23 protein-coding genes are annotated in these 26,786 nt (G+C 49.5%); 5 read left to right on the top strand and 18 right to left on the bottom strand.

Features of this window, described 5'->3' with window-relative positions; translation table 11 throughout:
• Nucleotides 1-118: 118 nt before the first annotated feature.
• The 4 genes from AC5FX6_RS19340 to AC5FX6_RS19325 all read right to left on the bottom strand — a co-directional run bounded on the left by AC5FX6_RS19340 (nucleotide 119) and on the right by AC5FX6_RS19325 (nucleotide 2,613).
• A complete protein-coding gene (locus AC5FX6_RS19340) occupies nucleotides 119-490 on the bottom strand; it encodes a hypothetical protein (RefSeq protein WP_493598607.1) in 372 nt (123 codons plus the stop codon).
• A gap of 6 nt (nucleotides 491-496) precedes the next feature.
• The gene (locus AC5FX6_RS19335) at nucleotides 497-706 is read right to left on the bottom strand and encodes a hypothetical protein (protein ID WP_493598606.1); all 210 of its coding nucleotides are present in this window, start codon (nucleotides 704-706) and stop codon (nucleotides 497-499) included.
• An 82-nt stretch (nucleotides 707-788) separates the two neighbouring features.
• A complete protein-coding gene (locus AC5FX6_RS19330) occupies nucleotides 789-2,366 on the bottom strand; it encodes a rhomboid family intramembrane serine protease (RefSeq protein ID WP_493598605.1) in 1,578 nt (525 codons plus the stop codon).
• A gap of 64 nt (nucleotides 2,367-2,430) precedes the next feature.
• Nucleotides 2,431-2,613 (bottom strand): hypothetical protein, encoded by a 183-nt coding sequence (locus AC5FX6_RS19325; protein WP_493598604.1) that lies wholly within the window; start codon nucleotides 2,611-2,613, stop codon nucleotides 2,431-2,433.
• Nucleotides 2,614-2,845: 232 nt separating this feature from the next.
• Here AC5FX6_RS19325 and AC5FX6_RS19320 point away from each other — a divergent pair, with 232 nt between their 5' ends.
• From AC5FX6_RS19320 to AC5FX6_RS19310, 3 genes are read left to right on the top strand one after another with little or no spacing between them, the layout of a single operon-like run.
• Nucleotides 2,846-3,661, top strand: coding sequence for an N-formylglutamate amidohydrolase (locus tag AC5FX6_RS19320; RefSeq protein WP_493598603.1), 816 nt, complete (start codon nucleotides 2,846-2,848; stop codon nucleotides 3,659-3,661).
• The gene (locus AC5FX6_RS19315; protein WP_493598602.1) at nucleotides 3,658-5,514 is read left to right on the top strand and encodes a peptidase MATCAP family protein; all 1,857 of its coding nucleotides are present in this window, start codon (nucleotides 3,658-3,660) and stop codon (nucleotides 5,512-5,514) included. The genes AC5FX6_RS19320 and AC5FX6_RS19315 overlap by 4 nt, the downstream gene beginning before the upstream one ends.
• 26 nt (nucleotides 5,515-5,540) lie before the next feature.
• Entirely contained in the window at nucleotides 5,541-6,590 is a 1,050-nt protein-coding gene (locus AC5FX6_RS19310) for a glutathione synthetase (RefSeq protein WP_493598601.1), read from the top strand.
• 595 nt (nucleotides 6,591-7,185) lie between these two features.
• On the opposite strand, the gene AC5FX6_RS19305 is transcribed toward AC5FX6_RS19310, so the two are convergent.
• From AC5FX6_RS19305 to AC5FX6_RS19290, 4 genes are all read right to left on the bottom strand, one after another.
• A complete protein-coding gene (locus tag AC5FX6_RS19305) occupies nucleotides 7,186-7,638 on the bottom strand; it encodes a hypothetical protein (RefSeq protein WP_493598600.1) in 453 nt (150 codons plus the stop codon).
• Nucleotides 7,639-7,665: 27 nt separating this feature from the next.
• Entirely contained in the window at nucleotides 7,666-8,598 is a 933-nt protein-coding gene (locus tag AC5FX6_RS19300) for a hypothetical protein (protein ID WP_493598599.1), read from the bottom strand.
• 125 nt (nucleotides 8,599-8,723) lie between these two features.
• Nucleotides 8,724-9,077 carry an energy transducer TonB gene (locus tag AC5FX6_RS19295; RefSeq protein WP_493598598.1) on the bottom strand — a complete coding sequence of 118 codons (354 nt, stop codon included), beginning with the start codon at nucleotides 9,075-9,077 and terminating at the stop codon, nucleotides 8,724-8,726.
• A gap of 43 nt (nucleotides 9,078-9,120) precedes the next feature.
• Entirely contained in the window at nucleotides 9,121-9,564 is a 444-nt protein-coding gene (locus AC5FX6_RS19290; RefSeq protein ID WP_493598597.1) for a toxin-antitoxin system YwqK family antitoxin, read from the bottom strand.
• A gap of 139 nt (nucleotides 9,565-9,703) precedes the next feature.
• On the opposite strand from AC5FX6_RS19290, the gene AC5FX6_RS19285 reads away from it, so the two are divergent.
• Nucleotides 9,704-11,554, top strand: a complete 1,851-nt coding sequence (locus AC5FX6_RS19285) for an ABC transporter ATP-binding protein (protein WP_493598596.1) — start codon at nucleotides 9,704-9,706, stop codon at nucleotides 11,552-11,554.
• Nucleotides 11,555-11,604: 50 nt separating this feature from the next.
• Here the strand turns inward: AC5FX6_RS19285 and AC5FX6_RS19280 are convergent, their stop codons facing one another.
• The 8 genes from AC5FX6_RS19280 to AC5FX6_RS19245 all read right to left on the bottom strand — a co-directional run bounded on the left by AC5FX6_RS19280 (nucleotide 11,605) and on the right by AC5FX6_RS19245 (nucleotide 21,871).
• Complete coding sequence (locus AC5FX6_RS19280; RefSeq protein WP_493598595.1) at nucleotides 11,605-12,330, bottom strand: DUF2490 domain-containing protein; 726 nt, start codon at nucleotides 12,328-12,330, stop codon at nucleotides 11,605-11,607.
• A 360-nt stretch (nucleotides 12,331-12,690) separates the two neighbouring features.
• A complete protein-coding gene (locus AC5FX6_RS19275) occupies nucleotides 12,691-14,469 on the bottom strand; it encodes an SLC13 family permease (protein WP_493598594.1) in 1,779 nt (592 codons plus the stop codon).
• Nucleotides 14,470-14,659: 190 nt separating this feature from the next.
• Complete coding sequence (locus AC5FX6_RS19270; protein WP_493598593.1) at nucleotides 14,660-15,097, bottom strand: hypothetical protein; 438 nt, start codon at nucleotides 15,095-15,097, stop codon at nucleotides 14,660-14,662.
• A 121-nt stretch (nucleotides 15,098-15,218) separates the two neighbouring features.
• Nucleotides 15,219-15,692: a fasciclin domain-containing protein gene (locus AC5FX6_RS19265; RefSeq protein WP_493598592.1), complete on the bottom strand. Its 474-nt coding sequence runs from the start codon at nucleotides 15,690-15,692 to the stop codon at nucleotides 15,219-15,221.
• 103 nt (nucleotides 15,693-15,795) lie between these two features.
• Entirely contained in the window at nucleotides 15,796-16,422 is a 627-nt protein-coding gene (locus AC5FX6_RS19260; RefSeq protein ID WP_493598591.1) for a rhomboid family intramembrane serine protease, read from the bottom strand.
• A 199-nt stretch (nucleotides 16,423-16,621) separates the two neighbouring features.
• On the bottom strand, nucleotides 16,622-17,596 hold the full coding sequence (locus AC5FX6_RS19255) for a polyprenyl synthetase family protein (protein WP_493598590.1): 975 nt from the start codon (nucleotides 17,594-17,596) through the stop codon (nucleotides 16,622-16,624).
• Between the two features lie 8 nt (nucleotides 17,597-17,604).
• Nucleotides 17,605-19,863 (bottom strand): ribonuclease R, encoded by a 2,259-nt coding sequence (gene rnr / locus AC5FX6_RS19250; protein WP_493598589.1) that lies wholly within the window; start codon nucleotides 19,861-19,863, stop codon nucleotides 17,605-17,607.
• A 172-nt stretch (nucleotides 19,864-20,035) separates the two neighbouring features.
• Entirely contained in the window at nucleotides 20,036-21,871 is a 1,836-nt protein-coding gene (locus tag AC5FX6_RS19245; protein WP_493598588.1) for an ABC transporter ATP-binding protein, read from the bottom strand.
• Between the two features lie 106 nt (nucleotides 21,872-21,977).
• Between AC5FX6_RS19245 and AC5FX6_RS19240 the strand changes: the two genes are divergently transcribed.
• Nucleotides 21,978-22,640, top strand: coding sequence for an HAD family hydrolase (locus tag AC5FX6_RS19240; RefSeq protein WP_493598587.1), 663 nt, complete (start codon nucleotides 21,978-21,980; stop codon nucleotides 22,638-22,640).
• 76 nt (nucleotides 22,641-22,716) lie between these two features.
• Here AC5FX6_RS19240 and AC5FX6_RS19235 read toward each other — a convergent pair whose 3' ends face one another.
• Together AC5FX6_RS19235 and ileS are read right to left on the bottom strand one after the other, a co-directional pair.
• The gene (locus AC5FX6_RS19235; RefSeq protein WP_493598586.1) at nucleotides 22,717-23,337 is read right to left on the bottom strand and encodes a lipoprotein signal peptidase; all 621 of its coding nucleotides are present in this window, start codon (nucleotides 23,335-23,337) and stop codon (nucleotides 22,717-22,719) included.
• A gap of 95 nt (nucleotides 23,338-23,432) precedes the next feature.
• Entirely contained in the window at nucleotides 23,433-26,786 is a 3,354-nt protein-coding gene (gene ileS, locus AC5FX6_RS19230; protein ID WP_493598585.1) for an isoleucine--tRNA ligase, read from the bottom strand.

Genomic DNA, 26,786 nt, shown 5'->3' with positions numbered 1-26,786 from the left:
ATCCTCTCTGTGTACTCTCACGCCTAATAGATGCACAGATTCCGTAAAGGTTGCTTGAGCACCAGAAAAAAATCATACTTTTTGAAGCTCAGCTGCAAAAGGCTCTGCCAGGTATAGCCTACTGCCTGAGAGTAGATTCTGATAGCGGTTTGTTGATAGTGAGTTGGAAAGCCAGTGCGCCCAGGGTATAGGCGACTACATCGAGCCAGTCGGCGGTGTGTTTAGTGGAGATGGGCGGGAGCAACAACTCAAAGAAGACGCTGAAAGCTGCAACTGCCCCTGCCAACCAGACGAGCGGCATCACAAACTTGCCATTCTGAAAGTAAATCCGCTCAATGGCCAGTATAATGGTAAGCACAATGGGCATGGCCAGCAGGTCGTCGAGGTAGCTGAAGAGTAGCGGAAAGTAAAGGCCGGCCAGTTCAAAGGCTTGGTTACATACAAATAGCAACACAGTGGCCAGAAAGATCGGATGCAGAAGCGTACGCATCGCAGATTACACGGCTACCAGTCCAATCATTAGCATAATGAATCCCAGTACGGCCAGAAAGATCTCAGTTGGCGTCATCTCAGGGATCTTCCACTTCTTCTTTTCGCGCTTGGGCAAGTACTGCCCGCAATTTGGGCAGCGGTTTTTGTGCGGCACCTCCTGCCCGCAGTGCGGACAAGTAATCAAGTTGTTTTCGGGAATGTCTCTGTAAGGCACAGCGGTAGCTTTTGAGTTAGTGTTGGATGGAAGCGTGCCTATATAAATACCCTAAATTAGCTTATCAGGTTATAAAGGCGGTTTACTCCTGCTTTGTGATTATCTCAATCGCCCCGTTCTGGGCTGCCAGTCCATACTTCGTAACTGCCTGCTCACCTTTCAGCACATTCACTGCTTCTATTTCATCAGGGTGCACATGGTCTTCTATATTATCAGGCGCTATACCTTCCAGCACCTCACCATTAAGCACAATGAGTGGTTTTGACTCTAATTTAAGACCTGCCACTTCCTCAAGTGCTTCGGGCAATGGCAGTTCGTTTACGCCTTCGTACATTTTAGAGGGTTTGCCTTCGCGCAGATCAGTTAGTTCCTGCACATATGTTCCTATAGCCCAGAGTACACGTTGCTGCTGCGGGTGCATCCACGGCTTATTGTGCTGGATGTCATCGCGCATCATGGTATAGGACGTTTTGCGCAGATGCGTGTAATTCAATAAGATCTCTACCTCTTTTGCCTGCTGTTCTTCTAAGTCAGGCATTTCCTGCAGTGCTATCAGTTCTTTGATGCTCTCCTCCCACAAAACTATACCCTGCTCCAAACCCTGCAGGTACTTTCCGCCATTGATCAGACTAGCATCAAGCTCCATTTCCTCCATTACATCCATCGCAATGGATTCTCGCTCACCAAAGCGATCCAGCACGGTCAGGTATCTGGCGTTCTCAGTTGGTATTTGCAGGAATAAACCCACAAAAGCACCTAGTAGCAGCACTACTGTTGCCAAGCTTCCGCCCAGCTTATACTGTTGGGTAAAGTATCTCTCTGAGCGAAGCATCAACACAGCCCCGTACCCTATACCTAGTATCAGTCCACCAGTATGCGCCGCATTGTCTATGCCGCCCTGCAGTCCGAAGAGCAGGTTAAAAGCGATGACACCAAGTAAATTAAGTACCATCCCTTTCTTCTCGGCCCAAGTCATCTGTCGCTCCAGCAATACCATGGTCATGAACATACCGAACATCCCGAAGATCGCCCCCGACGCTCCGGCACTTATCCGTTGCTGGTCCCACCAAAGGCTCGCCAAACTCCCTGCTAGTCCGCACAGCACATAGGCTATTACAAACTGCTTACGACCCACCAGTGATTCCAGCTCACCTCCTATGCTGGCCAGTGCATACATATTCACGAGCAGGTGGATGATGCCGATATGCAAAAACATGGATGTGAAAAGCCGCCAAGGCTCTCCTGTCAAGGTATAGGGACCGAAGTTAGCACCTGCAGCTACGAGGTCTTGCCCTTCGGGTGACAGCACGTGCATGCCTGCCAGCGCCAGTACAATGAAAATGAGAATGTTGATATTGACAAGGATGGGCGTGACGAAATAATGCCGTTGAGGCACTAAAAGCATTCCGACATCTTTAAGTTTATCTGTCAGGGAGGTAGGCCCGATGCGCTCAGGGTTGAGCTGCTGCTCACGTAGTTCGAGAGCCTGCACGGTCTCTTGCTTTATACGCTCCAAATCAGGAGCCTGTATATTTCTTTTTTCAATTTCAGCGATAACGGCCAAAACGGCTTCCGGCTCATACGCTGTGTGCTCTCCTAGTATTTTCAGCAGTTGGTAATCCTCTTTCCCTGAGGCCACTGCTGCGTAACTGTTTTCCATCTGCAAACCTTATTCTCTTCTTGTAAAGATAAGGCAGCGGATTCAGAATACAAGTCAGAGGGGTTTAGCGGGTATAGGCAAGCACACCCCTGCCAACAAGCAAGGCGCCCGTTAGCCCAATGGCATACCATAACCCAAGCGGCAAGGCTTCAGTCATAAATACTCCACCGTTTCTGAGACTTTGCATCAGCAAAACCACTAAAAAAATCACAATAGCTAATAGCGCATTCTTGTAAAACTGACGCATAGGCACCTCTGGTTTATGGTGAAACAATTGGTATATAGCTATACTTTGTAATATCTTAATTTGTTATAGTCTTTTAAATCTATTCATTATTAATCAATCTGCAAAGCATCTGAGCATAAGCTTTCGCTTTCTTATTGTAATTAGTTTGTGACTGAATATCAAGGTTTAAACAAATATGCCTGATAAATAACCTTAGGTATAAATTACGGGTAAAAGTTTCCAAAAAGAATTTATGCCTGACAATAGACAAGCACAGCCCTATTATACTATCACTACCGGACAAAGTCCACTCGTCGCTACTGCCATACATGATGGCCATACAGTGCGCGATAACATCACCCCTCTATTTTCGCTCTCGTCAGATGAAAGGTTGCGTGAGGAAGACCCTTTCACAGCAGGTTGGGTAAGTATAACCGACAACCAGGTAATAGGTTTGAATTCCCGGTTTGAAATGGACCTGAACCGTGCAAGAGAGAAAGCCATTTACCGCCAACCCGAGGATGCCTGGGGCCTTACCGTCTGGAAAGATGAACTACCGGAGGAGTTGGCGCAGGAGTCGCTGACCCGCTACGACCAGTTTTATGCCGACGTGAAACAAATGCTGCAAGGTATAGTGGACCGCCACGGTTGCTTTGTGGTATATGACCTCCATACCTACAACCACCGCCGTGAAGGGGCCGACGGGCCGGAAGCTGACCCACAGGAAAACCCGGAAGTGAATCTCGGAACCGGCAACATGAATCGTCAGCTCTGGGCTCCGGTGGTAGATGCCTTTATTCAAAACCTGCAGCAATACGACTACCAGGGCCGACACCTCGATGTGCGCGAGAACGTGAAGTTCCAGGGTGGTCATTTCATGCGCTGGATCCACGATACCTTCCCCGACCGCGCCTGTGTGATCTCCATCGAGTTCAAGAAGTTCTTCATGGACGAGTGGACTGGCAAACCAGACAAGGCCCAGCTGCAGGAAATCAAAAAAGCGCTGCAGAGTACGGTGCAACCTGTGCTGGCAGCGCGCGAACAGGTATGCAAAACCCTATCGCCATGACCGACACCATTTCAGACATATTTATCAAAGGTATAGTCCGGAGTTTGAAACGAGGCCAGCAGGTACGCCGTCGGTTGCCTGAGGGCGGCTTAGTACATATTGACCGTCCTCTGCCCTTTCTGGTCATCTACCGGCATCCAACCGGAAAGCCGGACCACGCCACCGCTGACTTTGTTAAAGCAGAAGCAGCCTACATTATCGCCCGTGAGGAGCAGACTCCTGAGCTGCGGCAATTGGTACATGCTATTGCCGAGGTCATGGCCGATACATTTGGTGCATTCATGCTACTGGAGCTTTTTGCAGCACCGGATATCAGCGCAGCCGACAGTCCGACTTTTCGGGTTCTGGGACCGGAACAGGCGCTTCCTGCCACTATCCGCACGTTAAAAGACGAGTTGGCCAGCATCAAGATCAGCAACTTGCCCATAACAGTAGCGACTGCCTCTAACCAGGCATTGCTTGAAGGGCCCAACAGCCTGATGAGCGAAGAGGAGCTCAAGCAGCACAGCACACTGATGCTGGGTCTTGAACTGAAGCCCGTATACCGGCAGGCGGCTACTGGTCAGGTATACCCTTTATTGCAGCGGACCCTGCGCGGGCATGTTTCGAGCGCCATCAAGAAGGCGGTGTTCGATTTTGTGCGTGTGCAGACCACCCACCAGCCCAAGCACTTTCAAGCTCTCGGCAGGCAGGCCGTCGTGCCTGCCGTATGGCGTATCGACAAGCAGCTAACAGCTATCAGCAACCAGTTTCGGTTTCTGTTACTTGTCACGCCCATCAATGCCGATGAGGCTTGGGAGGAGTTTCGCAAGAAGAAGTTCAAGCACGCCCCCAACTTTCACTACCGCCTCATGCCCGTGGATGCTGATCTTCTCAAACGAAAACTTTACAACATACCCATCGAGAAGGTGGAGGACCCAACACTGGCCTTCCTGTTCCGTGACAAGCGCCATGAGCTCGATAAAACCCTGAGTATGCTGGCGGATCGCAACACGCCCCATTTTCTGTACAGCAGCTTGCAGTTATTTGGCGGTGTAGATGAGCAACTCCTGAAAGTAGCCGAAGGTATATTGGCTGCTATACCTGAGCCGATGCGCGACGAGAATGTGCCGCTTATACCTGTGGATGAATTTGCAGCACTGGCCGAGCAAGAGATCGCTTTTTTAAGAAGCCAGTACCCCAAGCTCGACTCTGGCGTGGACATCCGCAAAGACATTGTGGGATTGATCGTCTCTGAAGGCAGACTCAACATCGGCACAGATGCCAAGATACCCCGCCACCGCGCCGAGGCACTCATTCAACATGAAGTGGGCACTCACATCCTCACGTACTTCAATGGAAAGGCACAACCGCTTCAACAGCTCTATGTGGGGGTGCCCGGTTACGAGGAACTGCAGGAAGGGCTGGCTGTGCTGAGCGAGTATTTGGTGGGCGGCCTGGATCAGGATCGATTACGGATACTGGCCGCCCGTGTCGTGGCCGTACATCACCTGACCAAAGGCTGTAGCTTTACTGACAACTTCTGTCGTCTCAAAGAGGACTATCACTTTGATGACGACACGGCCTTTAACGTGGCCATGCGGGTGCACCGGGGTGGCGGGCTCACCAAAGACGCCGTATACCTGCGCGGGCTCGTCCACCTCTTGCATTACCTCAAAGAAGGACATGAACTGGAGCCGCTCCTGATCGGGAAGATCCGGCAGGAGTATATCCCCATCGTGCAGGAACTGATCTACCGCCAGGTCCTGCGACCAGTGCCCATACGACCGCGGTACCTGACAGACCCGGCCGTTCAACCCAAATTGCAAAAACTAAAAACAGGGATATCAGTATTTAACTTACTGGAAAATTAATCCCAACATATACTGATATATAGCAAATGACAATAGGATTCGTAGTAAACGACGTAAATACAGAAAAGCCAGATCACACTACTATTTTTATAGCGCAGCGCATGCACAATTTGGGGCATACAGTGCTGCTGATGGGCGTAGGCGACCTCGCCTACTACCCTGATGGCTACATGGGCGCCAACGCCGCCATCGCTGACACGAAGCATAAGTATAAATCGCCAGCCACTTACCTGGAGGCCATACAGGGACCAAAGGCCAAGCGGACCCGTGTGACAGCCCCTGAACTTGATGTGCTGATGCTCCGCAACGACCCCTCCTCGGAAGGTGAGGGCCGTGGCTGGGCTCAGAACGCCGGTATTATCTTTGGTCAGCTGGCCCTGCGCCATGGTGTGATTGTGCTGAACGACCCGACTTCGCTCTCTGATGCGGTGAACAAAATGTACTTTCAGCATTTTCCAGAGGCAGTTCGCCCCCGTACCCTTATTACCCGCGACAAGGACGAGATCAAGGATTTCTTCAATGAGCAGAAAAACAACATCATCCTGAAACCGCTGCAGGGCTCAGGTGGCTCAGGTGTGTTCATGGTGAAGAAGAACGACTCTACTAACCTGAACCAGATTGTAGAGGCCATCAGCCGTGACGGCTACGTGATTGCGCAGGAGTATCTTCCACAAGCCTCTGAAGGCGACATACGCCTCTTTGTGGTAAACGGCGAAGCACTCCAGTACAAGGGAAAATACTGCGCCTTACACCGTGTAAACAGCAAAGACGATATCCGCAGCAACATACACGCCGGAGGTTCAGCCGTAGCCGCCAAGATCAGCCAAACCGCTTTGGACCTGGTAGAGTTAGTACGCCCTAAGCTGATACAGGACGGTATGTTCATGGTAGGGCTTGATATTGTAGGCGACAAACTCATGGAGATCAACGTGTTTAGTCCGGGCGGCATGCCAACGGCCAGCAACCTGGAGGGTGTCGACTTCTCTATACCTCTGATAGAAGCACTTGAGCGCAAAGTGCATTACAAGAACACTTACGGTACACAGATCGATAACAAGACTGTCGCCATGATTTAAATACGGTAGCAGATACCTCTAAAAGTCAGCCGGAAGCAGGTTTTAACCAATCATGCTTCCGGCTGACTTTTTTTACGAAATAATCTTCCTGCACTACAACTTATGCGAAGCAAATTTCCGGCTAGATCACTATAGTTAAATACCCTTGGTAACCTGGGCCGGCAAAGCCAAATGAGACGTTGTTAAAAGGGGATCAGAGAAGAATTTCGAAGCGATATGAAAATTATTTACCTGACAATCAAACACATAGAAAAAGTGCATAAAAATTTATCAGTTTTGCTTTTTTTTAGAAAAACAAAACTATAATTTTGCACCCGATTTGAGAGAGACATATAAACGGAAAGCTAATATGTAAAGCAATTTCCAAAAACCCAAATCTCGCTCTGATTTTTTAGAATTTTATTAGCTGTGTACAGCACAGTTTTAAAAAAATGATATACACCCTGCTCCGTCAGGTATAAAGATAAGGTTAGTTAAAGTTTAGATTAGTTTGTTTTAAGGTGAGAGAAGGCCCCGGTCATTTTGGCGGGGCTTTTCTCATTCTAATAGATTCTGTTTTTCCTTTCTCGATCGACCTCTCAACTAAAGATTGCTATCAGGTATACAGCATATAGGCTGCCCCTAAAGTCACAGGTATAGCCGCCAGGAGTAATTTCAGCACTATTCCCGGCGAAGGAGTGCCCGCTCCCCAGGGTAGTTTTGTTTTGAAAACATACCGGATGCTGGTCATTAAGGTCACCATCGCCAGCAGGCCCACTACCAGGTGGGTGATGGCAATGGCGTTGTCAAAGGTCGTACTCTGCCCCATGCTGTGCTCAGCGGTGCGCAGGTTCCAGTAAATGAGCACTAATAAACTGGGTAACGACACCAGCGCGCCCAGCCGCATGCTGAACAAGGTGAGCCAGGAGGCAAAGGCGAAAAGCGGAACGGCTGCCATCAGTCCCATTCTCCTGTAAAACAATGCTTCATCGCCTGTCAGGTCTGTATAGAGCAGAATCAGGAGTGCGTGGGCAAAGCCCGTCAGAAAAAGCAGCAAGTAGCGCGTCATAGGCTACTATACTGCAGAAACCGGGTTTCAGATTTCCTCGGCCATGTAGTAGGTATAAGTACTCCGCAGGAGTGGCAGCTTTTTGGGGAGGTTCGCGTTATAGATCTGCACCTCGTATGCCTGACCATCTGCATTGTAGCTGTATACCTCTTCTATGTAAGGTTTACTGCTCCGCAAAATGGAGCGCCGGCTTAGCTTACCGGACTCGTCGTATACAAAGTTTATCTCTTCAGAGGCTCCGTTTACATTCTTGATCCGGATCTGCTTCAGCCGTCTGTCTAAGTCGTAGTCGAACTCCATACGCTTTTGCAGCATGCCGCCCATATGCAGTTCTCGTTCCACTACATAACCTTCCTGCATACGATACGACCAACCTGGGCCTGGCTCCTTCAGGTGGCGCATGGTATAGCTACCGATATAGTTGCTATAGATTAACGCCGCATTTTCATGCAGCTCTTCCTTTGCCTGTAAGTTTCCATTTGGCAGATAAGCCAGGTTAATCAACGGTTGAAAAGCCCCGGTTTTATGATCGTATATTTCAACCTGCTGGCTTTTGGGCATTAAACTGGTATCCAGGTTCTTTTTATACTTGATGGCTATAGCTGATAATATAGACCATCTAGCAGTCTCTATATTACCTACTCTGTTAGAGTACACGTCTCCAATAAGGTTATTCTCCTGCATCACTACCGCATCGGCTCCATAGCGCCTAGCTTTCATCTGCAGACCCTTGACCAGATCAATATAGGCCGTGTTTTCACCTCCATGAACCTCAATTGCTGCCAGCTTAATATACTCCTCTTGTGGCCACTCCCCTCTGAAGAATACTTCTATTTCGTTGCTATGCGGCTGTGTTGGAATAGTGGTTAGTCGCTCGTCTATTTCAGGGTATAGCGATGAAGTGCAGCTGTATAGAGAAATTGCCCCTGCCAGCAACATGAGTAGAACAGTTTTTTTCATAGGTCTTGACTTGAATGTTTCAACCTTACGCCGCTCAAACATCGTGCTGCATTCGCAAAGAATATTTCTATCCTTAAGAAATATAGAAAAAAACTATACTGGCTCTATGTACCTGCTGAATACGGTTAATGCAGTGCAAAGCGCAATGGTAGTGTGTAGCGCACAGGCACGGCTTTGCCTTCCTGCAGGCCAGGCTTCCAGGTGGGCATAGCATATAGTACACGGAGAGCTTCGGCGTCGGCGTCGGGATGAATGCCTTTAAGCAGCTCTGCTTTTCCGATTTTGCCGTGCTCGTCTACCACAAAGGATATAATTACCAATCCTTCTGCTTTTGCCTTACGGGTAGTCTTGGGGTACTTTAGATTTAAGCCAATCCACCTCAGCATAATTTTTTCTCCTCCTGGAAACTCGGGCATCACTTCCATTTGAATAAAATCAATTTTATTTCCCGACTCATCATATACCTCTCCCGAGATCATCTTGCCTTCTTTATACACTTCTGCCCTGCGGAGTGCTCCTGTTTCATAATAAGCTTTTATAATAAGCTTTTAATGTATCTACAGAGGTACCACTGCTGTATTCCCGGGTAAGTTTTACTTTTCCGTTTTCATACCACTCTGTGTAAGGACCATTCACCTTATTGTAGTGGTAAGTCATTTCAAGTTTCAACTGCCCGTTGGGGTACCATTCATAAAGTGGTCCATGCATGATACCATAGCCATATTTGCCACCATCCAAGTCACTGTAATTCATTTGCCTTACCTTGCTGTTGTCTTTAATGAGGAATCGTGTCCGGGTACCGCCTCCAAGTGAGTCTTCTATTATCTCTTCGAAGAAATGCGCATCGGCAGCTGATACCTCTTTCTCCATTTCGGACAAATACTTTGTTTTCACGGTTTGCGCAGCAGCCAAGTGCCCAAACAGGAGTGCTGTAGCTATGATCAGGAATGAGTAAATTTGTTTCATCCTCTAAAAATAAGCACAATTTTGGATATTGAGCATAGCGCTATATGGTATCCTACAGCTTTTGTTAAGATTCAGTCCTCAGGATAAAACATAAGCCCGGTATTTCGGTATAGGTATAAGCTTCAGGTATAATCTGTTTATGAATAAACCAAACAAAGGTGCCCGTGGGCCCGCTCAGGCAGACGATAAAAAAAGCTTCCGCGATCAGGTGGGCGCCTTGAAAAATCTGCCCAAGTTTTTCCGTCTCATCTGGGAAACGAGCCCGAGCATGACGATCGGTAACCTGCTGCTGCGCCTTGTCAAGTCGGCCATACCGCTGGCAATGCTCTATGTGGGCAAGTTGATCATTGATGAGGTGATCGGGCTAATAGATGTAACCGGGGAGCGCGACCTGAGCTTTCTCTGGATACTGGTAGCAACAGAACTGGGCTTAGCCGTGCTTTCGGATGTCATTAACCGGGGCATTACGCTGCTTGACAGCCTACTGGGTGACCTGTTTTCTAACAGAACTTCTGTGCAACTGATAGAACACGCTGCCCGGCTGGATCTGGCTCAGTTCGAGGATGCCACTTTCTATGACAAGCTGGAACGCGCCCGTCGGCAAACCATTACCCGGGTGGTGCTGATGTCACAGGTACTGTCGCAGCTGCAGGATATGGTCACGATCGCTTTTCTGGCGGTCGGCCTGATTGCCTTTAACCCCTGGCTCATCCTGATTCTGCTGGTGGCGGTCATACCTTCTTTTCTGGGGGAAACGCACTTTAACGAGCGCACCTACTCCCTCTCCCGCTCCTGGACGCCCGAACGCCGCGAACTCGACTACCTGCGCTACATTGGGGCCTCTGACGAAACTGCCAAAGAGATCAAAACTTTCAATTTGTCCGGCTTTCTGGCAAGCCGTTTCAAGCAACTCTCGGATCGTTATTATAATCTGAACAAAAGCCTGATTGTGCGGCGGGCAGTGTGGGGCAGTGCACTCTCCTCTTTGGGCACGCTGGCATACTATGGAGCTTATGTTTTTATATTATTTCAGACGGTAGCCGGTATCATTACGGTAGGTACGCTTACCTTCCTGGCCGGCTCGTTTAGCAACATGCGGGGTCTGTTGCAAGGTATTATGACACGCTTCTCGCAGATTGCGGAGAGTGCGCTATACCTACAGGACCTATTCGACTTTCTGGAGCTAAAACCCCAAATCACCCCGCCTTCTAATCCGCTCTCTATACCTCGGCCTATTCAGCAGGGTTTTACCTTTGAGGATGTTGGTTTCAAGTATCATAACAGTGACAAATGGGCCGTACGCCACCTCTCTTTTCACCTACAGGCTGGTGAGAAACTGGCATTGGTTGGAGAGAACGGAGCTGGTAAAACAACATTGGTGAAACTGCTGGCCCGCCTCTACGAACCTACCGAGGGACGTATTTTACTTGATGGTAAAGACCTCCGTGAATACGACCTGAACGACCTGCGTCACCAGGTAGGGATCATCTTCCAGGATTACGTGCGCTTTCAGATGACAGCCTCCGACAATATTGCCATAGGCCAGATCAGCAACATCAGCGATCGGGACCGCATACAGGGCTCCGCACAGAAAAGCCTGGCTGACCCCGTGATCCAGCGTCTGCCAGATGGCTATGAGCAAGTGTTGGGGAAACGATTCAACAAAGGAGTAGAACTGTCGGGTGGGGAATGGCAGAAAGTAGCGCTGGCCCGCGCCTACATGCGCGATGCCCAGTTGCTCATCCTCGATGAGCCTACTTCAGCACTTGATGCCCGGGCAGAGCATGAGGTATTTCTGCGCTTTTCTGAACTGATAGAAGGTAAAACGGCTGTGCTCATCTCCCACCGCTTCTCGACAGTGCGTATGGCAGACCGTATTCTGTTCTTGGAACAAGGGCAGCTGAAAGAACTGGGTTCGCATGAAGAACTGCTGGCGCAGAATGGAAAGTATGCGGAGCTGTTTACACTGCAAGCCAAGGGTTATCTGTAAGGTATAGGATGGCTGCATGAATAGCTGCTCCCAAACTGCTACAGGTATGGCTACTCCGCTTCCTTATCGCTTTTTTTGCTCAGATCGATTCTGTGATAGATGGCCAGATTGATGATGTGCCTGTTATAGAACTGATAGCCGGATCTGCGCTGCTGATACCAATGCAGATAAGCTGCCTCTAGCTCAAGGTTATCCAATACAGCGTAATTCACGCCAGCGTAGATACGGTTTTGATCAAATCTGTTCAACAGGATCCTCTTCCCTGCATTGACAAGGAGTTCATTGTTCACTTTCAGCTTGAGTGGCTGTTCACGTATGGTTGCCAGCTTATACTCTATCCCTACCCTATATCTAAACCTGTAATTGCTATTATAGCCATTTATCAGCCTGTCGTCAGACGCATTTCGGAAATAGCGCTTTTCTGCCCTATACCGGTGTGTGATAGTCAGGTTGCCCAGAGGCTGGTTGTAGTTAAGCTGAAGGTGTGGCCGGAGCTCCGGGATGGTAAGACGCACCAGGGCATCGGGTTCATTCGGACTTTGAAGGAAATACGTAAAACCTGCAGAGGCTTCCCAGCCCTCCCCTACTTTCCTGCGAATGCTGTTGCGCACCAAAAACTGATGATGTCTGTCAGGGTTGAAGAACCGTCGCTCATGCAATTCTGTACCAAATGACCAGTTGGAGTTCAATAAAAGGGTGTTATTATAAGAATACCAGATCAACTGCTGTTGCGTTACCTGCCGCTGATTGGATTGGGCCATTGCGTATGTACCCATCAATAACAGGAGCATAACCAGAGAAAAGCTGCGTAAGGTCATATAAGAGGAGCGTAAGGAAGGGCAAATTTATAGATTATTCTTCTTCAGCCATGAAGTGCCACACCAGTATCACGCAAGCCAGACTCAGGATAGCCAGTATGATCAAAAACAGGTCTTCGCCCATGTGCATGCATTTTTCAGTGATTGATAGCTCCTAATCAGCACAGTCCATTTTGACTGCCTCTCCTCTATACCTAAGCTTGTCCCTCAGATATAATTGTAAGCTTTAGGGCAGAAGTATCTATACCTGACAGGACCAGGCTATGTCCAAAAGCCTTTTATACGCACTGCTCGACTTTCTGTCCCACGTGGAACAATCTAGAACGGAAAGAAGAACGGAATAATAAGTGAAGCGAGCAGCCAGAATAGCAGGTTAAGCGGCGTGCCCACCCGCAGGTAGTCTGTGAAACGGTAGTTGCCCGGACCGTAGATCATGGTGTTGGTCTGGTAGCCCATGGGCGTCATAAAGCTGAGGGATGCAGCAAAGGTAACCGCCACCAAAAACGGTCGCACACTAACGCCCATCTCTTTGGCCGCTACAATAGCAATCGGGGCGAGCAGGGCGGCCGTTGCGTTGTTCGACATAAAGTTGGTGGACATGAACGTGATAAAAAAGAAAGCAGACAGCAGTGCGTGAGGCCCGTAAATACCAATGTATTCTACCAGATAACTCGAAAGCAAGCCGGCAGCCCCAGTCTTTTCCAGCGCTGTGCCCATCGAAAGCACCCCCGCCAGCATAAAAATCACTTTCCATTCAATGGCCTTGTAGAGTTCATCGAGGCGGATCGATTTGGTGAGTACCAGTAGCACAACACCGACAAGAGCACTCAATACAATGTGTGCGATTCCGGTGGCTGCCGTAAACACGACTCCCGTACCTATTATTAATACAGGAATGATCTTGGTGTAATCGTAGGGGCTCCGTTCGGTCTCTGAAATCAGAAGAATGTCCTCGTTATTGCGGAGATTCGATGCCTGGTCCTGGTCAGCGGAGATCAGGAGCACATCGCCTGCAGACAAGCGGGTATGGGTGAGCTTTTCGTGCAGGATTTCGTCGCGGTGGCGTATTGCTACTACTGTCGCACCATGGTTGTGTGCCCGGAAATCAAGCTCTTTCAAGGATTTATCTACCATGTAAGAGTTTGGGGTCACAATTGCTTCGTAGAGTTTAGAAGCAGTGTTATTCAGATCTTCTTCTTTCAGTTTACGTTCTGATTTCAGCTTGATGCCTTTCTCCTCCTGCATCTTCTTAAGCTTTTCCACGTCGCAGCGAACCTTCAGTACATCGCCCGCACGCAGCATGGTATAGGGCGTGGCATTGAGCTTATACTTGTCACGTGTCACCTGTAGCACGTCTATATCAAGATTCTGCACAAGGCTGGAACTGCTCAGCGGCATACCTACGGAGGGCGAATCAGGCAAGAGAACTATCTCCGTGAGATAATCGCCCATGTTGAAGTCCTCGGTTAAGTCATCCGCTAGCTTACGACTAGGTAACAGAAAACGACCCACAAAGAGCATATATAGCACCCCAACGATCAGAAACCAGACACCGGCCGACGTAAGCTCAAACATACCAATGGGCGCCTCTCCCTGGGCTTCGGCTATTCCGCTGACAAGTATATTGGTGGAGGTGCCGATAAGCGTACATACACCGCCCAGGAGCGCACCAAAGGAAAGAGGCATCAGCAACTTAGCCGGGCTAATGCGCGTGTCACGGGCCACCTGTATCACTACTGGCATCAAGAGGGCGACCACGGCCGTATCGTTTATAAACGCGGAGAGCAAGCCGGCCACTAGCATGACAGCCAACAGACAGAGCAGGTGATTGCGCCTTCCTACGCGTGTAAGCAAAAACCCCACACTGCTCAGCGCACCCGATTTGAAAATAGCCGTGCTGATCACAAACATACAGGCAACTGTGATGGTGGCAGGATTGCTGAAGCCGGAAAGACCCTCGGCGGGGGTTAAGATGCCAAGCATCATAAACAGTGACATAACCAGAATGGCTGTCGTGTCGATAGAGAGCTTCTCACTGACGAAAAGCACCACAGCTACCGCTATCACAGACAGAACTACGCCAATCTCGTACGTCATGCTAGAAAAGTTAAGAATAGAACCGCCCGCAAGCGCTGCCAGGCAGAAGGCAAAGGCTTATCGCTCTGATCAAAACAGGGCAATTGGTAGCTATTAACTTCATTTATACCTAAACGGTTACAAAAGATAAGCATAAGCGGGCAGGAAAAAAATACCCTACCAAAAAAGAAAAGATGTGAGAACTACGGTGTTAGACCAGCGATTCATCCAGCCACTTGTCTGCGGCTTCACAGGTTTCAAAAATTTGCAGTGAGAGATGACTGCGGGATGTTATATCGCTTACCTGTAGGCTAGCAATTTTATCAATGGGCATGACATTGGCGACTCTGTTCACCCCAGCTGCCTTTACTTTGTGCTGTGACTCCTCGTGCAAGCTGTTAAGTTGCTGAGGATGGGTGATCATAGTGCGCATATCAACCAGGAGGCTAAACCCTGGCGAAACCAGTTGCAACACTTTATCCCAGTCATTCAGAAAGTCGGGTACACTGTCAGGATTCTTCCAAAAACCTAAAATGCTGAAGTAGATTCGGTTCCTAACACTGTCATAAGCTAATACATAGCACGAATTACGCGCGACATATTGCCGGGTAGAAATTGAAGGGTCGGTATGATGCGTTTTGCTATCCATGAAGGGCTGTGGTATAGCATACGCAGTTTGTTGCAAAATGCATTATACCTATCTAAGGATGAATAGGCTGATAGAAGGTAAAACAATACAATTCTCCATTTTGAGAGAATATATTCTGTTTTTAAGGTTGCAGGCCTCCCTCCAGTTCATAAACCGATCCATTGCGCAGGGCAACTTCTGTTATGCGCAATTTCACTCCATTCAACAAAGTATTATTATTCTTACGGCAAACATAGAGTTTTTCCCCTCCATAAGTTTGCAAATAGCTACCTTCTTTAAAGTCGGCACCTGTAAGTGCTCCCTTTACCAAATGCATGGCCATAGCGGCACGTATTTCTTCAACTGACTTGCCTTTCAGTTCCTGCATCCGTGCTTGCGACGGCATTAGCAAGGTATAGGAGGTACTGCCTGATAGCACAGGTGCCATACCTGCAGTGGTCAGCAATTCAGCCAGTACAGGGCGCTCATCGATCACATACTGCATGATGGTGGTGCGCTCCAAGCGTGGGTCCTGCGCTGACACCCGTTGTGCTGATAAGAAATAGGCTATCAGAAGTACTATTCCAAGGTATAGATAATAAAGTTTCGATTTCATCCGTTTTAATGCTTACTTATTGCATTTATACGGAATCCAAGGCTTTATAGCCCGTTTACAATCCTAAAGAACCACGCCAGCAAAGTACAATTATACTTCCTCTTTAAAAAGGTAAACGCCAGTTGCTGATCTGCTCTATAAACAAAGGGCCTGCCTTGGGTACCAGAGCCAAGCTAATGACCATACCATATACCGCACCATAAAAGTGGGCATCGTGGTTGATGTTGTCACCCATGCGCTTACCCTGGAAGTAAGAGTACATCAGGTATAGAATGCCCAGAATAAAACCAGGTATACAGAGTATCGCATAGAGACAGATATCCTGCGTAGGGTAGAACAGGATACTTGAGAACACTACTGAAGCTACACCGCCAGATGCCCCCAATGCACGGTAAGAAGGATCATCGCGGTGCTTCAAGTAAGTTGGTATATCCGAGACAATAATACCACCCAGGTATATCAGCATGTAGATAAGTATACCTGTCACATCCCCGAAAATAGTGCCAAATGTCATCTCAACGGCATTGCCAAAAAAGAAGAGCGTAAACATATTGAAGAACAGGTGCGTGTAGTCGGCGTGCAGGAAGCCGGAGGTCAGGAACCGGTGCCATGAGTTGTCACGTGCTACAGAGTAAGGATGAAAGATCCAGTTCTGCATCAAATCGTAATTCTTCCAGGCATACATAGAAATGCCTACTGTAATAATGATCAGGATGATGGTAACGCTCATTTTTTAATTTTGAATGAGTGGATGAGTGATTGAGTAAATGATGCGGATGAGTGAATGAGTGATTCATTGCATTCTCAGACGCTCCATAATAGATGCCATTAGTTTTTTCTCAATAGCCTGCCATACTTACAGGTATGTACCGGTATACCTCCGAGCCTATACCTGAGCATTGCTATTGCCAAGCCGCAATTTAACTTCTTTAATTGTCTCTTTCCATTAGTTGCAGAGCTAGGCCACGGATCGTTGCTTTTTGGGAATCTGCTACCTGCACAGCATCTAGATGTTGTAAAGCCTGCTGGAAGTAGAGGTCGATCTGCTCTTCAGTTTGCTTCCGGATGTTGAGTTGATCGTAGACTTTAGTGATGGCCTGTACTTTCTCTTCGGCTGTTTCGCTCTCAGTTTTATCGCGCCAGTTTAAGATGGTTTGCAGTTGCTCGTTGTTAGCCTGCTCCAGGGCAGTCAACATCAGAAAGGTCTTTTTATCCGATAGGATGTCGCCGCCTACCTGTTTGCCGAACTTGTCTTTGTCGCCATACACGTCGAGCAGGTCATCGCGCAGCTGGAAGGCAATGCCTACATTATCACCGAATTGCTTCAGGTGCTCAGCATCGCTGTCGGGGGCTCCCTTCAGGATGGCGCCCAGTTCCAGACAGAAACCCAAAAGTACGGCTGTCTTTAACGTGATCATCTGGATATATTCCTCAATGCTCACCTGCTCACGGCGCTCGAAATTCATGTCGAGTTGCTGGCCTTCGCATACCTCGGCAGCCGTTTTACTGAACAGTTGCAGTACCTTGCCCAATTTGTCGGGTGCTATACCCAGCATCATTTCGTAGGCGCGCACCAGCATCACGTCTCCGCTTAGGATAGCGGTGTTGGCGTTCCACTTTTCGTGCACGGTTTGCTGACCGCGACGCAGCGGGGCCTTGTCCATGATGTCATCATGCATGAGCGTGAAGTTGTGGAAAACCTCCACTGCCGCAGCGGGCAATAGCACGTTTTCCACATCATCATCATACATTTTTGCAGCCAGAAGCACCAGTAAGGGCCTTATCCGCTTTCCGCCCAAGGCCATGATATAGCGGATGGGCTCGTACAATTCCGCAGGGTTATCGCCGTAGCGGAGGGTATTCAGGGTTTGGGTGATCTGGGTTGAAAGCTGCGTAATATCCACAGGGTGTATTAGTGTGTTTTAAGGGTTTCTACCAGTTCCATGTCGATGGTGCGCTCGGCCATGTTGGCGCTAACAATCTCGACCATCACCTCGTCGCCAAACGAGATAATGCGCTTCGACTGACGACCAATGATGCGGTAGTTGTTCGCGTCCAGCTCGTAGTAGTCGTCATTCAGACTCGACAGGCGCACCATACCTTCGCACTTGTTCTCTTCAATCTCCACAAATATACCCCATTCTGTCACACCAGACACAATTCCTTTGTACTGGTTGCCGATGGTGTCCTTCATGAACTCCACCTGCTTGTACTTAATAGAGGCACGCTCAGCGTCTGCGGCACGTTTCTCCATCTCAGAAGAATGGCGGCAACGCTCCTCGTAGGCCTCTTTGTCTTCTGACTGGCCCCCGTCCAGATAGTGCTGCAACAGGCGGTGGGCCATCATATCCGGGTAACGGCGAATAGGTGATGTGAAGTGCGAGTAGTGGTCAAATGCCAGACCGAAGTGCCCTTCAGGCTCGGTGCTATACTTGGCCTTGGCCATCGTTCGGATTGCCAGATTCTGCAGTACGCTTTGTTCCGGCTTGCCCTCTATCTCGTGCGTCAGGTTGTTCAGTTCTTCGGAGATGTCACCATCCGGGTCTACTTTGTAGCCGAACTTGCGCGCGAAAATTGAGAAGGTGCTCAGCTTGTCAGGGTCCGGCGAACCGTGTGTACGGTATACCATGGTCGGGCGCTTCTTGCCTTTGCCTTTGTTGTAGACAAACTCGGCCACCTTTTTGTTTGCCAGGAGCATGAATTCCTCAATCAGCTTGTGGGCGTCTTTGCGCTCTTTCACATAGATGGAAAGCGGCTTGCCGTTCTCGTCCAGTTTAAACTTCACCTCTGTGGTTTCGAAACTGATAGCGCCGTTTTTGAAGCGCTTGGCCTGTAGTTTCTTGGCAATGTTGTTCAGGACATTGATTTCCTCGGCAAAGTCGCCCTCGCCTGTCTCAATGCGTTCCTGTGCCTCTTCGTAGGCAAAGCGGCGATCAGAATACGTAACAGTGCGGCCATACCAGGTATCGTAGAGTTTACCGTTGTCGTCGATCTCAAACACCACCGAGAAAGTGAATTTCTCTTCGTTCGGGCGAAGGGAGCATAGGCCGTTGGAAAGTCGCTCAGGCAACATCGGTATGGTCCTATCCACCAAGTATACCGAGGTGGCTCTGTGGAAAGCTTCCTTCTCGAGCAGGCTGCGCGGGTGCACGTAATGCGTTACATCGGCAATGTGCACACCTATTTCCCAGTTGCCGTTCTCGAGTTTCTGTATCGAAAGGGCATCGTCAAAGTCTTTGGCGTCGGCAGGGTCAATGGTGAAGGTAGTCACATCACGCATGTCACGGCGCTTGGCTATTTCGCCTGCCGGTATCTTATCTGATATTTGCTCAGCTTCTTCTTCTACCTCTTTTGGAAACTCAAATGGCAGCCCGAATTCGGCCATGATGGAGTGTATCTCCGCCTCGTGCTCTCCTGCCGGACCAAATACGCGAATTACTTCGCCCGTCGGGTTCTTGCCCGGTTCCTTCGGCCATTCCACGATCTTCACGAGTACCTTGTCGCCGGCTTCAGCCCCGTTTAGGTTGCGTTCGCCCACAAACACGTCAAAGTATAGTTTCTTGAAGTCAGGCACTACAAAACCGAAGTTTTTGGATAGCTCCATGATGCCCACCAGTTCAGTACGGGAGCGCTCGAGCACTTCCACGACTATACCTTCGGCACGGCCTCCCTGCATGGTAGGCAGTACTTCCACTTTCACTTTATCGCCATCCATGGCGTATTTCAGGTGCTCACGGAACACACGCACGTCATCCTCCATATCCTCAGACACGATGTAGGCATACTTACTATTAGCCAGGTCTACACGGCCCGTAATGATGTTGACGCGCAGATTGAGCTGGTACTTGTCGCCATCGATGAGCAAGAGTTTGTTCTCACGCACCAGTTGGTTGACAATAACCTGCAATTCGTCGCGGCCTTTTTTATCGATCACGCCCAGTCGGCGTGTCATTTGGCGCTGCGTGAACACAGTGTCAGGGCTGCTGGAGAACATCTCCAGTACGATGCCTTTGGCTGAGCGGTCTTTGCCACTGCCTTTGCGGCCTTCACCTCTGCGTGAGTCGCCTCTGCTGGATGGTTCTCTTCTGGAAGACTCGCCTCTGCGGGAGCCGCCTTTTTCGTTGCGGCTGTCTTTATCTCTGCCGCCTTTGCTTGGTCTTTTACTTCTCATGTATCTTGTTTCTTTTGGCCGGCGCAGGTATACCGCGCCTCAGGCCATGCTATTCTTTAACTCAAATAGTTTAGCCTCTATACGCCCGTAAGGCAGACTAAGGTTAAAGCTGAATTAAATTCAGGTGAATTTATAGAGAAAACTCTATATATAGGCTATACGGAAGGGTATATTAATCCTGGTGAAGTGTTATCCCTGTTTTCAAATTCGCCCGCTTTTCCTGTGCTATTACAATAGATTCAGGCGTACCGGCAGGTATAGCTTGCAGGAGTGAACGCGTATAGTCATGCTGCGGATTCTGAAAAAGGTGTGCCGGTATACCTTGCTCCACGATGCGTCCCTCGTGCATAACCAGAATGCGGTCAGCCATGTGTTTGGCTACGGCCAGGTCATGCGTGATGAAAAGGTACGTCATATTGAAATCACGTTTGAGCTCGTTGAGCAGATTGAGCACCTGCGCCTGTACCGACACATCCAACGCTGACACCGACTCGTCACAGATCAGCAGTTTGGGTTGCAGCGCCAAAGCCCTTGCAATAGCGATGCGTTGCCGTTGCCCGCCCGAGAAAGCTTGTGGATAACGCTGTGCATACCCTGCTGTAAGTCCTACTCTATCAATGAGTTCCAACATCTTTCCACGGCGTTCTTTTTCATTTTTGTAGAGCTTATGCACACGCATGGGCTCCAGAATGGCTTCTCCGACAGTATACAGGGAATTGAGGGATGTATAAGGATCCTGGAAGATCATCTGGAAATGACGACGGTTCCGGCGCAGCGTTTCAGCGTTCATACTGCACATGTCGTCACCCTCAAATAGCACACTTCCCGCTGTCGGCTCTACCAGTCGTAGCATCGCTCGTCCCAGCGTAGTCTTACCGCTGCCTGATTCACCTACCAAGGCAATAGTTTCGCCATGCTTCACTTCAAAGCTCACCCCGTCCACTGCTTTCACATAGCCTGAGGTTCGGGAGAAAATTCCTTTCCTGATCGGGAAGTATACCTGTAAGTCCTGCACTTGCAGCAGAGGTGGCTTTTGGCTGTTGTCACGCTGCTGTTTTATACCTGAGACCGTCCCGACATAAGCGTTTACCACATCCACTAAAGATGGTGCGTATACCTGCGACTGCTTCTCGCGGATGTTGCCCTGCTCATCTTCTACCATGTAGTCGGCTACAGTCGGCAACTTGGATTGTGACTTGGTGCTGAGTGTGGGGCGGCAGGCGAGCAAGCCCTTGGTATAGGGGTGCTGCGGATTCGTAAAGATATCGAGTACACTGCCTTGCTCTACAATACGGCCTTTGTACATCACCAGTACCCGGTCAGCTATCTCGGCTACTACTCCCAAATCATGAGAAATAAACAGCACCGCCATGTTTTGCTTTACCCGCAATTCGTCAATCAACGAGAGTATGCGGGCTTGCACTGTTACATCTAAAGCAGTAGTCGGCTCGTCGGCTAGCAGAATGGCCGGCTCACAGGCCATGGCCATCGCAATCATGACACGTTGCTTCTGTCCGCCTGAAATCTGGTGTGGATAACTGTCGTAAATTTGGTTGGCTCTCGGGAGCTTAGCTTGCTCAAAAAGCTGCAATACACGCATCCTGGCCTCTTTTTTAGAAATATCCAGATGCCACAAGAGTACTTCTGCCACCTGTTCTCCACAGGTATAGACGGGGTTAAGGGACGACATCGGGTCCTGAAAAATCATTCCTAGTTCACGGCCCCGGATCTGTTGTAGTTGGTTCTCTTTTAGCTGTAACAGATCCACCGCTCCCAGTCGCTCTGATTGAAACTCGACCTTCCCTCCTACCTGTGCATTCGTATCGAGTAGTTGCATCAAAGACAATGCCGTCACCGTCTTTCCCGATCCCGATTCACCAACGATTGCTACTGCCTCCCCTGCATGTAATGTAAAAGAAACCCCCTCCACCGCATGCACCGTACCCTGGCATGTGGAGAAACTAGTTTTCAGATCCGTGACCTGCAGTATAGGCGTAGGTATAGACAAGGGTAAGGGATAAGGTGCTTCTGGTAAAAATAAGCTTTTTTGAATGATTGCGAAGCCTTTCTTGTTTTCGTTTTTCGCAGTACATTTAAGATTGACACTAAAGCATATGAAGAACACTTCTGAAAACACGCTGACAGGTAATAGTACACCTACTAAGATAAATTCTAAAAGCACCATCATTTGGGACCTCGGCGCCGTTTTAATTGACTGGAACCCGCATCACCTTTACCGCAAGATCTTCGATGATGAAGCGCAAATGCTGCACTTCCTGGAGAATGTCTGCACGTTTGAGTGGAATGAAGAACAGGATGGTGGTCGCACGATACAAGAAGCCAATGACTACCTGATCTCAAAACATCCGGAGCATGAAGAGCATATCAAAGCCTATTACGGCCGTTGGGAGGAAATGCTAGGCGGCCCGATTGAAGGCACTGTCGAGATCTTCAGGGAGATGAAAAACCGTGGTGAACATAAATTTTACGCCCTTACCAACTGGTCAGCAGAACTCTTCCCAATTGCGCTGGAGCGCTACGATTTTCTCAACTGGTTCGATGGGATTGTTGTTTCTGGTACCGAGAAAGACCGCAAACCTAACCACAGTTTCTACCATACCTTGCTCAACAGGTATAAAGTGCAGCCAACCGCAGCACTGTTTATCGATGACAACCTGCGCAACATCAAAGCCGCCGAGCAATTAGGGATTGAATCAATCCATTTCACATCGCCGGAGGATTTGAGAGCAAGACTCGAGCGGTTAGGCATCTTATAGAGCTTTCTGATTGTCACAATAAAAAGGCGGCTGTTCCATATGGAGCAGCCGCCTTTTTGTTTACTTTAATTATACCTTACAAACCCTGTTGTTCTGTAGCTGGTTTCTTTACAGGCTCGTCATAATGCGCGAAGAAGCGCTTCTGATTGAATAGGATGATTAGTACTCCAATGAAAATAGCTGAGTCTGCCACATTAAAAATTGGCCACAAGGACATGGGTTTGCCGCCCAAAATCGGAACCCAGTTCGGAACGATACCTTCCCAGATATCAAAATAGAACATATCGATTACCTGTCCATGAAACCACGGTGTTGGCGAACCATACGGGTGATTGTCAAACAACACACCGTAAAAAGTACTGTCAATCAGGTTGCCAATAGCGCCACCCAGAATCAGGCCGATACACCAGATCAAACCCTTAGGAGCTTTCGTTTTAACCAAATGGTAGATGTAATAGGCAATACCGAACACTGCCACCAGTCTGAACAGCGATAGGATGAGCTTACCATAGTCAGAGCCGAGCTGCACACCGAAGGCCATACCCGGGTTCAGGGTATAGTGTAGCTTCAGCCAGTCACCCAGGAGCACGATTTCGCCTGGCATACCCATTTCCATGTTGTAATGCACGATGAGCTTCACAGCCTGGTCGATAATGATGACGATAAGGGCCACCAGGTAGTACTTCCAATATTTCATGTTTCGTCAATTAGGCTGCAGCCAGTTTGTTCGTCACTGCAGGATAAAGGTGTAAGGTATAGCCCTAGCCATTTTATACAGCCAGGGCTTTTGATTTATGCAGTAACCGCTTCCGTGCGGATACGGATATTTACTTGATAATCGTCCACCTCCAGAAGTGTGCCATCTACCACATGGTCAGCCAGTTCAAGGCTCAGCGCCTGTGTCTCGGCCTGTATGTAGTCGCGGAAGTTTTCTACAGCGACGTTTACCTCAGCTACTGATGCCTGCAGCACGATGTGTATCTTGTCCTGCACCTCCAGATTGCTGTCTTTGCGCAGGTTCTGAATACGGTTTACCAGTTCGCGGGCGATACCCTCCTGTTTCAGCTCTTCGGTGATGGTCACGTCTAGCGCCACAGTCAGCTTGCCTTCGCTGGCTACCAACCATCCCGGGATGTCCTCCGAAGAGATTTCCACGTCGTCCGGTGTCAGCACGGCGGTTTCCTCGTCGCTTATCTGCAGTTCTATACCACCTTCACGCTCCAAGTGGGCGATATCCTCTTGGTTCATTTGCTGCACGGCAGAAGCCACCAGCTTCATCTTCGGACCAAATACCTGACCCAGCTTCTTGAAGTTCGGCTTGATCTTCTTCACGAGTATACCTGACGTATCGTCGATGTACTCCACGTGCTTGATGTTCACCTCGCTCATGATCAGGTCTTCCACCGCCTGAATTTGCTGACGGGTCTTGTCGTTTAGCACAGGTATAAGTATACGCTGCAATGGCTGACGCACTTTGATGAAGTGTTTCTTACGCAGCGAATGCACCAGCGACGAAATGGTCTGGGCCAGCGCCATGCGCTCTTCCAAATCCTTGTCGATGGCCGAATGCTCTACTTCCGGGTAGTAAGCCAAATGCACCGATTCTTCTTTGTGCTTGCCACTCACGGCGTTCAGGTCGCGGTACAGTTGCTCGGCGTAGAACGGCGCGATAGGCGAAGCCAGCTTGGCAATTGTTTCCAGACAGGTATAGAGCGTCTGGTAAGCGGCCATTTTGTCTTCGTTGTACTCGCCCTTCCAGAAGCGCTTGCGGTTCAGGCGCACGTACCAGTTGCTCAGGTCGTCCACCACGAAATCCTGAATAGCACGGGCGGCACGGGTTGGGTCGTAGTCTTCTAAGAAAGTGTCTACGTCGGCTACCAGCGTGTTCAGCTTGGAGATAATCCAGCGGTCGCTTTCGGTTCTGCGCTCCAATGGCACTTCGTCCTCGGCGAACGTGAAGTTATCCAAGTTGGCGTACAGTGCGAAGAAAGAGTAGGTATTCTGCAGCGTACCGAAGAAACGGCGCTGTGTCTCTACTACACCCTCCGGGTTGAACTTAAGGTTGTCCCACGGTGGCGCGTTGGCAATCATGTACCAGCGCACAGCGTCCGGGCCGTACTTGCCAATCATCTCGAACGGGTCGATGGCATTGCCAAGGCGCTTGCTCATCTTATTGCCGTTCTTATCAAGCACCAGACCGTTGGCGATTACGTTCTTGTAAGCCACACTATCTTCCAGCATAACAGCCAGTGCGTGCAGCGTAAAGAACCAGCCGCGTGTCTGGTCAACACCCTCGGCGATGTAGTCTGCCGGGAAGTTCTGTTCGAATATTTCTTTGTTTTCCAGCGGGTAGTGCCACTGTGCATAAGGCATAGCGCCCGAGTCGAACCAAACGTCAATCAAGTCTGTCTCTCTGTGCATTGGCTTTCCGGAGTCGCTCACCAGCACGATGTTGTCCACATACGGACGGTGCAGGTCGTTTATCTCCACGGAAGCCTCCATCAGACCAGCGTCCACGGCACGGTCTATCTCGTCGCTCAGTTGCTGGATAGAGCCAATGCAGATTTCCTCCTCGCCATCCTCGGTTCTCCAGATAGGCAGCGGCGTACCCCAGTAGCGCGAGCGCGACAGGTTCCAATCCACCAGATTCTCGAGCCAGTTACCGAAACGGCCTGTACCGGTTGATTCTGGTTTCCAGTTGATGGTTTTGTTCAGTTCAATCAAACGGTCCTTTACCGCGGTAGTCTTGATGAACCAGCTGTCCAGCGGATAGTACAACACGGGCTTGTCCGTACGCCAGCAATGCGGGTAGGTGTGCTCGTATTTCTCTACTTTAAAGGCTCTGCCCTCTTCTTTCAGTTTGATGGCAATCAGTACGTCGGTTGGCTTGTAGTCAGGGGCTGATTCGTCTTCGCCGGTGTAGTTCTTTACGTACATGCCCGCAAAGTCAGTTACCTCTTTCACGAAGCGGCCTTGCTTGTCCACGAGCGGCATGGGTTTACCGTTCTCGTCCTCTACCAACAACGCAGGTATATCGTTCTGGGCAGCTACTCTAAAGTCGTCCGCGCCAAAGGTTGGGGAGATGTGCACGATACCTGTACCATCTTCGGTGGTCACGAAATCGCCCACTACCACGCGGAAAGCGGGCTTGTCTGGCTGCACGTACGGCATCAGCTGGTGGTATTCCACACCGGCCAGGTCAGCGCCTGTAAACTCTTCTACTATCTTATAAGGAATCAGCTTATCGCCGGAGCTATACTCTGTCAACGGGATGCCATCTGCCTTCGGATTGAAGAAGCGGCTCACCAAGTCTTTGGCCAGGATTACCGAAATCGGCTCGTAGGTATAGGGGTTGTAGGTACGCACTTTCACGTACTTGATACCCTTACCCACAGCCAGTGCCGTGTTGGCAGGAAGCGTCCAAGGGGTAGTCGTCCAGGCCAGGAAGAACACGTTCTCTTCCTCGTACTCGAACAGGAACATATCGCGGGTGACTTTCTTCACCTCGAACTGCGCCACGATGGTCGTGTCCTTTACCATCTTGTAGCAACCTGGCTGGTTCAGTTCGTGTGAACTCAAACCAGTGCCCGCACCCGGCGAGTAAGGCTGGATGGTATAACCTTTGTATAAAAAGCCTTTGTCGTACAGGCGCTTCAACAGGGCCCATATCGATTCAATGTATTCGTTCTCGAAGGTGATGTACGGATTGTCAAGGTCTACCCAGTAACCCATTTGCTCAGTCAGGTCGTCCCACTGGCTCTTGAAACGCATCACCGTTTCGCGGCAGCGCTGGTTGTACTCCTCTACCGTTATCTTCTTACCGATATCCTCTTTCGTGATACCCAGCTCCTTCTCTACCTGTAGCTCTACCGGCAGACCATGCGTGTCCCAGCCGCCTTTGCGGTTCACCTGAAAACCTTTCAGGGTCTTGTAGCGGCAGAAAATATCTTTCACGGCGCGGGCCATCACGTGGTGGATACCCGGCGTACCGTTCGCCGACGGCGGTCCTTCATAAAACACGAAAGGCTTGTGCCCTTCCCTTGTCGATACTGACCGCTGGAAGATGTTGTGTTCTTTCCAGTATGCCAGTACATCTTCGCCTACTTTGGCGTAATTCAGATTTTTGTATTCGTTATACTTTGCCAT

This window comes from Pontibacter sp. LHS2 (genome assembly GCF_058932845.1).
The sequence above is the reverse complement of the archived record's forward strand: the minus strand, read 5'-3'. Positions and strand labels throughout refer to the sequence as shown.